Origin of the sequence: Salipiger sp. HF18 (assembly GCF_011806505.1) — a bacterium.
Taxonomy (GTDB): Bacteria; Pseudomonadota; Alphaproteobacteria; order Rhodobacterales; family Rhodobacteraceae; genus Salipiger; species Salipiger thiooxidans.
On record NZ_JAATOS010000271.1, the window covers coordinates 1 to 5543 of the forward strand.

General features: G+C 63.5%; 11 protein-coding genes. 10 read left to right on the forward strand and 1 reads right to left on the reverse strand.

The genetic code is table 11. From position 1 onward, the window contains the following. Window positions 1-374 (forward strand): 50S ribosomal protein L16 (gene rplP, locus HC022_RS18115; protein ID WP_167453366.1); only part of this gene is annotated, 374 nt, incomplete at its 5' end. Window positions 375-632: 258 nt separating this feature from the next. Here rplP and HC022_RS18120 read toward each other — a convergent pair. After that, a complete protein-coding gene (locus tag HC022_RS18120) occupies window positions 633-1286 on the reverse strand; it encodes a hypothetical protein (protein ID WP_368484695.1) in 654 nt (217 codons plus the stop codon). Between the two features lie 168 nt (window positions 1287-1454). Between HC022_RS18120 and HC022_RS18125 the strand changes: the two genes are divergently transcribed. The 9 genes from HC022_RS18125 to rplF all read left to right on the forward strand — a co-directional run. Next, window positions 1455-2075, forward strand: a complete 621-nt coding sequence (locus HC022_RS18125) for a TIGR02466 family protein (protein WP_167453367.1) — start codon at window positions 1455-1457, stop codon at window positions 2073-2075. Window positions 2076-2756: 681 nt separating this feature from the next. After that, window positions 2757-2963 carry a 50S ribosomal protein L29 gene (gene rpmC / locus HC022_RS18130; protein ID WP_007792750.1) on the forward strand — a complete coding sequence of 69 codons (207 nt, stop codon included), beginning with the start codon at window positions 2757-2759 and terminating at the stop codon, window positions 2961-2963. Window positions 2964-2975: 12 nt separating this feature from the next. Then, a complete protein-coding gene (gene rpsQ / locus HC022_RS18135; RefSeq protein ID WP_008885289.1) occupies window positions 2976-3206 on the forward strand; it encodes a 30S ribosomal protein S17 in 231 nt (76 codons plus the stop codon). Between the two features lie 75 nt (window positions 3207-3281). Continuing rightward, complete coding sequence (gene rplN / locus HC022_RS18140; RefSeq protein ID WP_005854833.1) at window positions 3282-3650, forward strand: 50S ribosomal protein L14; 369 nt, start codon at window positions 3282-3284, stop codon at window positions 3648-3650. Beyond that, window positions 3650-3961 carry a 50S ribosomal protein L24 gene (gene rplX / locus HC022_RS18145; protein WP_008883985.1) on the forward strand — a complete coding sequence of 104 codons (312 nt, stop codon included), beginning with the start codon at window positions 3650-3652 and terminating at the stop codon, window positions 3959-3961. The genes rplN and rplX overlap by 1 nt, the downstream gene beginning before the upstream one ends. Beyond that, window positions 3954-4514 (forward strand): 50S ribosomal protein L5, encoded by a 561-nt coding sequence (gene rplE / locus HC022_RS18150; protein ID WP_008884600.1) that lies wholly within the window; start codon window positions 3954-3956, stop codon window positions 4512-4514. Before rplX ends, rplE begins: the two co-directional genes overlap by 8 nt. A gap of 12 nt (window positions 4515-4526) precedes the next feature. Continuing rightward, window positions 4527-4832 carry a 30S ribosomal protein S14 gene (rpsN, locus tag HC022_RS18155; RefSeq protein WP_008884119.1) on the forward strand — a complete coding sequence of 102 codons (306 nt, stop codon included), beginning with the start codon at window positions 4527-4529 and terminating at the stop codon, window positions 4830-4832. Between the two features lie 12 nt (window positions 4833-4844). Beyond that, a complete protein-coding gene (gene rpsH, locus HC022_RS18160; protein WP_008884588.1) occupies window positions 4845-5237 on the forward strand; it encodes a 30S ribosomal protein S8 in 393 nt (130 codons plus the stop codon). Between the two features lie 10 nt (window positions 5238-5247). Then, window positions 5248-5543, forward strand: a 296-nt coding sequence (gene rplF / locus HC022_RS18165; RefSeq protein WP_167453368.1) for a 50S ribosomal protein L6, incomplete at its 3' end; no start/stop codon positions are given.

A 5543-nucleotide genomic window follows, 5' to 3' on the forward strand; every position in this document is an offset into this window, starting at 1 on the left:
AGGGCCGGATTTCCGGCGAGGCAAAAGGCGGTTCTGATCTCAACTTCGGCCACTACGGCCTGAAGGCTCTGCAGCCCGAGCGCGTCACCGCCCGGCAGATCGAAGCCGCACGTCGTGCCATGACGCGTCACATGAAGCGTCAGGGCCGTGTCTGGATCCGCATCTTCCCGGACACCCCGGTGACCTCCAAGCCCACCGAAGTCCGGATGGGTAAGGGTAAGGGCTCGGTCGATTACTGGGCCTGCAAGGTCAAGCCCGGCCGCGTGATGTTCGAGATCGACGGCGTCAGCGAAGACATCGCACGTGAGGCCCTGCGCCTTGCCGCGATGAAGCTTCCGATCAAGACCCGCGTCGTCGTCCGCGAAGACTGGTAATCCCGGTCGCGGGTCCGCCCGCACCAGGACATCGAGCCAAGAATTGGGCCCCTGCCGAGCGATCGGCGGGGGCCTTCCCGTTTCCGAGCCGTTGCACCCTGTTTCATGCTCCTTGACCGTGTCCGCAGCACGGTGTTCGCCGGTTCCCGGTTCCCGGTTCCCGGTTCTCTGTCCGAGGCCCGCAGTCCGAGGCCCGACGTGTCGTTGGCTGTCACCCAACCTGCCGCTGTAGCCTCGACCCCCAGTACCGTGCGTCCCTCATCGCCGGAACACCGGCGCCATTTCCAGTTCGAACCGGGCCCAGGTCATCGTCGCCTTGTTGCCCGCGTAGCCGTGGTACCGCGACTTGCCCGAGGGCAGGGGCAGCCCGGCCCAGATCCCCGCGAGATTGTGCATGAAGCTGCGTGGCGTGATCTCGCCCCGCTGCGCCTCGGGCAGGCCGGCGTCGTGCAGGAGCAGGTCGGCGAGGTGGTCCTGCACCCGTGGCGTGAAACGCGTCTCGCGCGAAAGCCCGGCACGACGCACCAGCGCGCGCAGCGTGTCGGGCACGAACTGGTATCGCCCGATGGCGTGGGGCTGGCCGGGGGTCGCGGCGATCCAGTCGTAGATCTCGCCCAGGGTCATCGCGGTGGGGCGTTTGCGCGGCAGGCTGCGCGCGCCGTGCTGGATGGCGTCGTAGCCGGCGGGCCCGGCCTCGGCCAGGGCGATGACGTTGCGGATGTGCTCGGCGACGTTGCTCGAGTGCGCCAGCGCGGGCAGGGGGGGCGCCCGCACCACCGGCTCGAAGAAACTGCCCCCCTGCGTGCCCGTAAAGAGGCTCGCCCCGCCGTTCGCCCCGTCGCTCGGCGTGCCACCACGGGGCGCGATCAGCGCCTGTCCCTGCTGCAGCAGCGGCCCCCGTGTCTCGCCCAACGGCAGGAAGGCCGCGGCGCGGGCAGGGCCGCAAAGCAACGGGACGCAAAGCATGGCGCCGCAGAGCAGCAGGAAAAGGGTCAGCAGGCGCGGCAGGGAGCTTCGCAGACACCGGTTGAGAAATCCTTGCCTCTCGCCAGCCGCCCCGACTCAGGCTAAGACGCGGACATGAGCCAGATCCGATCCCTCTTCGCGACCCGCCTGTACCACGCCCGGCTCTCCGAGCACGGGCCCGCTGTCGACACCTCCGAGCTCGAGACCTCGTGCTGGTCCATCGCCGAGGACGACGAGGCGGGGCAGGAGTGGTGCGATGAGAACAACTACCCCGGCTACACCTCCTATGCCTCGCTGACCGACCTGCCGTGGCGCTTCCCGATCTTCGCCGATCTGGTGGCCGCCATCGACAAGCACGTCGCGGCCTTTGCCGAGGACCTCGAGTTCGACCTTGGCGACAAGACGCTGGTGGTCGAGGATATCTGGATCAACATCCTGCCCGAGGGCGGGACGCATTCTTCGCACATCCACCCGCACTCGGTGATCTCGGGGACGACCTATGTCTCGATGCCCGACGGCGCCTCGGCCCTGAAGCTCGAGGACCCGCGTCTGGGCTTCATGATGGCCGCCCCCGCGCGCCGGAAGGGCTGCCGCGAGGAACTGAAAACCTTCGTCTACGAGGCGCCCGAGGTGGGCGATATCCTGCTCTGGGAATCCTGGCTTCGCCACGAGGTGCCGCCGAACAGCGCAGAGGACGAACGGATCTCGGTGAGCTTCAACTACAAGTGGGAGTGAGCGCCGGTCCGGGCTTTGCCCGGCAAACGCTCCGGGGGAGCGCTTGAGTCGCGAACGGGCGGAGCCCAACAGGCTCGTTGGTATTGCAGAGTCTTGATCGAATTGATCTGACATCTTTCGAGTGAAGGCCAAAGATCGACGACCTGCATGCCGCGCTTTGGCGGGCGCCCGAAAGCGTGGTGTCCGTAGCTAGTTTTAAATCCACTAAATACCCAGATCGCTTCTGGGGCGGTGCCCGACCAAAATGGTGGCGCCACCTTTGCAGGAGAAGAGGGCTGAGGATCGTAACCGACAACTTTGTCGGAGGTCGCTCCTTTGTTCTCACGACATTGACCCTCGACAGTTTTGGAGAGGTCAATGAACCTGACATGACAGAACTCATCGCTAATGCGGAATTGACTATCGGTGTCGCTGAAGGCTCCGGGTTTGGTGCCGTGTTGCTCGCTCTTGTAGCGATAGCATTCCTGATAGGCCGTAAACCGTCTTCGGAGAGCTTGGTCCGATTGTTCAAAACGATGCGTGGCGGGCGCTAGGCTAGGCGGACCTCGGAGGTCCAAGACTCTCCTTGCCATCTCGCCCCAACGCGCCTATAGACCGCGTTCATCCACCTCCACCGGGAATCAGGGTGACCCGCTTAACGACGGGGCTCTCCGGTGATGTTGCAACAAAGGAGCGACCGATATGGACGCCAAAGAGCTTAGCTCGAAGACCCCGGACCAGCTCCGGGACGAGCTCGTGGCCCTGAAGAAGGAGGCCTTCAACCTCCGCTTCCAGAAAGCCACCGGAGCCATCGAGAACACCGCACGCATCCGCCAGGTGCGTCGCGACGTGGCACGCGTCAAGACCGTGCTGAACCAGAAAGCCGCTGCCGCGGCTTCGGCGGAATAAGGAGTTAACCCCATGCCCAAGCGTATCCTGCAAGGCACCGTGACCTCCACCGCCAACGCTCAGACCGTCACGGTCCAGGTGGTCCGCCGCTTCAAGCACCCGGTGCTGCAGAAGACCATCAAGAAGTCGAAGAAATACCGCGCTCATGACGAGGCGGAAAAGTTCGCTGTCGGCGATATGGTCCGCATCATCGAGTGCGCTCCGAAGTCGAAGACGAAACGCTGGGAAGTGATCGCGGAGTAATCCGCCCACGTCCGAGTTTGATCGAAACCCTGGGGGGTAGACCAAGAACAGCCCCCAAAGGTCGGGAGAAACCACATGATCCAGATGCAGACCAATCTGGATGTCGCTGACAACTCCGGTGCCCGGAAAGTTCAGTGCATCAAGGTCCTCGGCGGCTCGCATCGCCGCTACGCATCGGTCGGCGACATCATCGTCGTCTCGGTGAAAGAGGCCATTCCGCGCGGTCGCGTGAAAAAGGGTGACGTCCGCAAGGCCGTCGTCGTGCGCACCGCCAAGGAAGTCCGCCGTGAAGACGGCACGTCCATCCGCTTCGACCGCAACGCGGCCGTCATCCTGAACAACTCGGGCGAGCCGGTCGGCACCCGTATCTTCGGGCCGGTCGTTCGCGAGCTGCGTGCGAAGAACTTCATGAAGATCATCTCGCTCGCGCCGGAGGTGCTCTGATGGCTGCCAAGCTGAAAAAAGGTGACAAGGTCATCGTCCTTGCCGGCAAGGACAAGGGCAAGACCGGGACCATCGAATCCGTCGATCCGAAGGCCGGCAAGGCCATCGTCGGCGGCATCAACATGGCCATCCGTCACACGCGCCAGAGCCAGACGTCGCAAGGCGGCCGTCTGTCCCAGGCAATGCCGCTGGACCTCTCGAACATCGCCATCGTCGATGCAAACGGCAAACCGACCCGCGTCGGCTTCCGCGTCGAAGGCGACAAGAAGGTCCGCTTCGCCAAGACCACGGGGGACGTGATCGATGCTTGATACCGCGAACTACACCCCGCGTCTCAAGGCGCATTTCCGCAGCGACATCAAGGCCGCTCTGAAAGAAGAGTTCGGCTACAAGAACGACATGCAGATCCCTGCACTCGACAAGATCGTTCTGAACATCGGCTGCGGTGCCGAAGCCGTGCGCGACTCCAAGAAGGCGAAATCGGCTCAGGAAGACCTGACCAAGATCGCCGGCCAGCACGCTGTCACCACGAAAGCCAAGAAGTCGATCGCCGGCTTCCGCGTTCGTGAAGAGATGCCGCTGGGCGCCAAGGTGACCCTGCGTGGTGACCGGATGTATGAATTCCTCGATCGCCTGATCAACGTCGCGATGCCCCGGATCCGGGACTTCCGCGGTGTGAAGCCGTCGTTCGACGGCCGTGGCAACTTTGCCATGGGCATCAAGGAACACATCGTCTTCCCCGAGATCGACTTCGACAAGGTCGACGAGGTCTGGGGCATGGACATCATCATCACCACCACCGCATCCACCGATGCGGAAGCCAAGGCGCTGTTGAAGGCTTTCAACATGCCCTTCAACGCGTAAGGAGCGACAGACATGGCCAAGAAATCCATGATCGAACGCGAGAAGAAGCGCCAGGCGCTGGTGGAGAAGTACGCCGCCAAGCGCGCTGAGCTCAAAGAGATCGCGAACGACGAATCCAAACCGATGGAAGAGCGCTTCAAGGCTCGCCTGAAACTGGCGAAACTTCCGCGCAACTCCGCCCCGAGCCGCCTGCACAACCGTTGCCAGCTGACCGGCCGTCCGCATGCCTACTACCGCAAGCTCAAGATCTCCCGGATCATGCTGCGCGAGCTGGGCTCGAACGGTCAGCTGCCCGGCGTCGTGAAGTCGAGCTGGTAAGGAGGGTATGAGATGAACGATCCTATCGGCGATATGCTCACCCGTATCCGTAACGCACAGCTGCGTGGCAAGTCGACCGTGTCGACCCCCGGCTCGAAGCTGCGCGCCTGGGTTCTCGATGTGCTCGCGGACGAAGGTTACATCCGCGGCTACGAGTCCGGGACCGACACCAACGGTCACCCGACGCTCGAGATCAGCCTGAAGTACTTCGACGGCACCCCCGTCATTCGCGAGCTCAAGCGGGTCTCCAAGCCCGGCCGCCGCGTTTACATGGGTGTCAAGGACATCCCCTCGGTCCGCCAGGGCCTGGGTGTGTCGATTGTCAGCACGCCTAAAGGTGTGATGTCGGACGCGAACGCCCGCGCTGCCAATGTTGGCGGCGAGGTGCTCTGCACGGTATTCTAAGGAGGGACTGATGTCTCGTATTGGGAAAAAGCCGGTTGAGCTGCCCTCGGGTGTCACCGCATCCGTCAGCGGCCAGACCGTCGAAGTTAAGGGGCCGAAAGGCACCCAGACCTTCGTCGCCACCGACGACGTGACCATCACCGTCGACGACAACAGTGTGTCCGTTGAGCCGCGCGGCAACTCCAAGCGCGCGCGCCAGCAGTGGGGCATGTCCCGCACCGTCGTCGCGAACATGGTGCACGGTGTTCAGAACACCTTCAAGAAAGAGCTCGAGATCCAGGGCGTGGGTTACCGCGCCGCGGTTCA

Bases quoted from the DNA above. Each gene is read 5' to 3' on its own strand.
- HC022_RS18125 (WP_167453367.1), top strand. From the start codon at position 1,455: ATGAGCCAGATCCGATCCCTCTTCGCGACCCGCCTGTACCACGCCCGG.
- rpmC (WP_007792750.1), top strand. From the start codon at position 2,757: ATGGACGCCAAAGAGCTTAGCTCGAAGACCCCGGACCAGCTCCGGGAC.
- rpsQ (WP_008885289.1), top strand. From the start codon at position 2,976: ATGCCCAAGCGTATCCTGCAAGGCACCGTGACCTCCACCGCCAACGCT.
- rplN (WP_005854833.1), top strand. From the start codon at position 3,282: ATGATCCAGATGCAGACCAATCTGGATGTCGCTGACAACTCCGGTGCC.
- rplX (WP_008883985.1), top strand. From the start codon at position 3,650: ATGGCTGCCAAGCTGAAAAAAGGTGACAAGGTCATCGTCCTTGCCGGC.
- rplE (WP_008884600.1), top strand. From the start codon at position 3,954: ATGCTTGATACCGCGAACTACACCCCGCGTCTCAAGGCGCATTTCCGC.
- rpsN (WP_008884119.1), top strand. From the start codon at position 4,527: ATGGCCAAGAAATCCATGATCGAACGCGAGAAGAAGCGCCAGGCGCTG.
- rpsH (WP_008884588.1), top strand. From the start codon at position 4,845: ATGAACGATCCTATCGGCGATATGCTCACCCGTATCCGTAACGCACAG.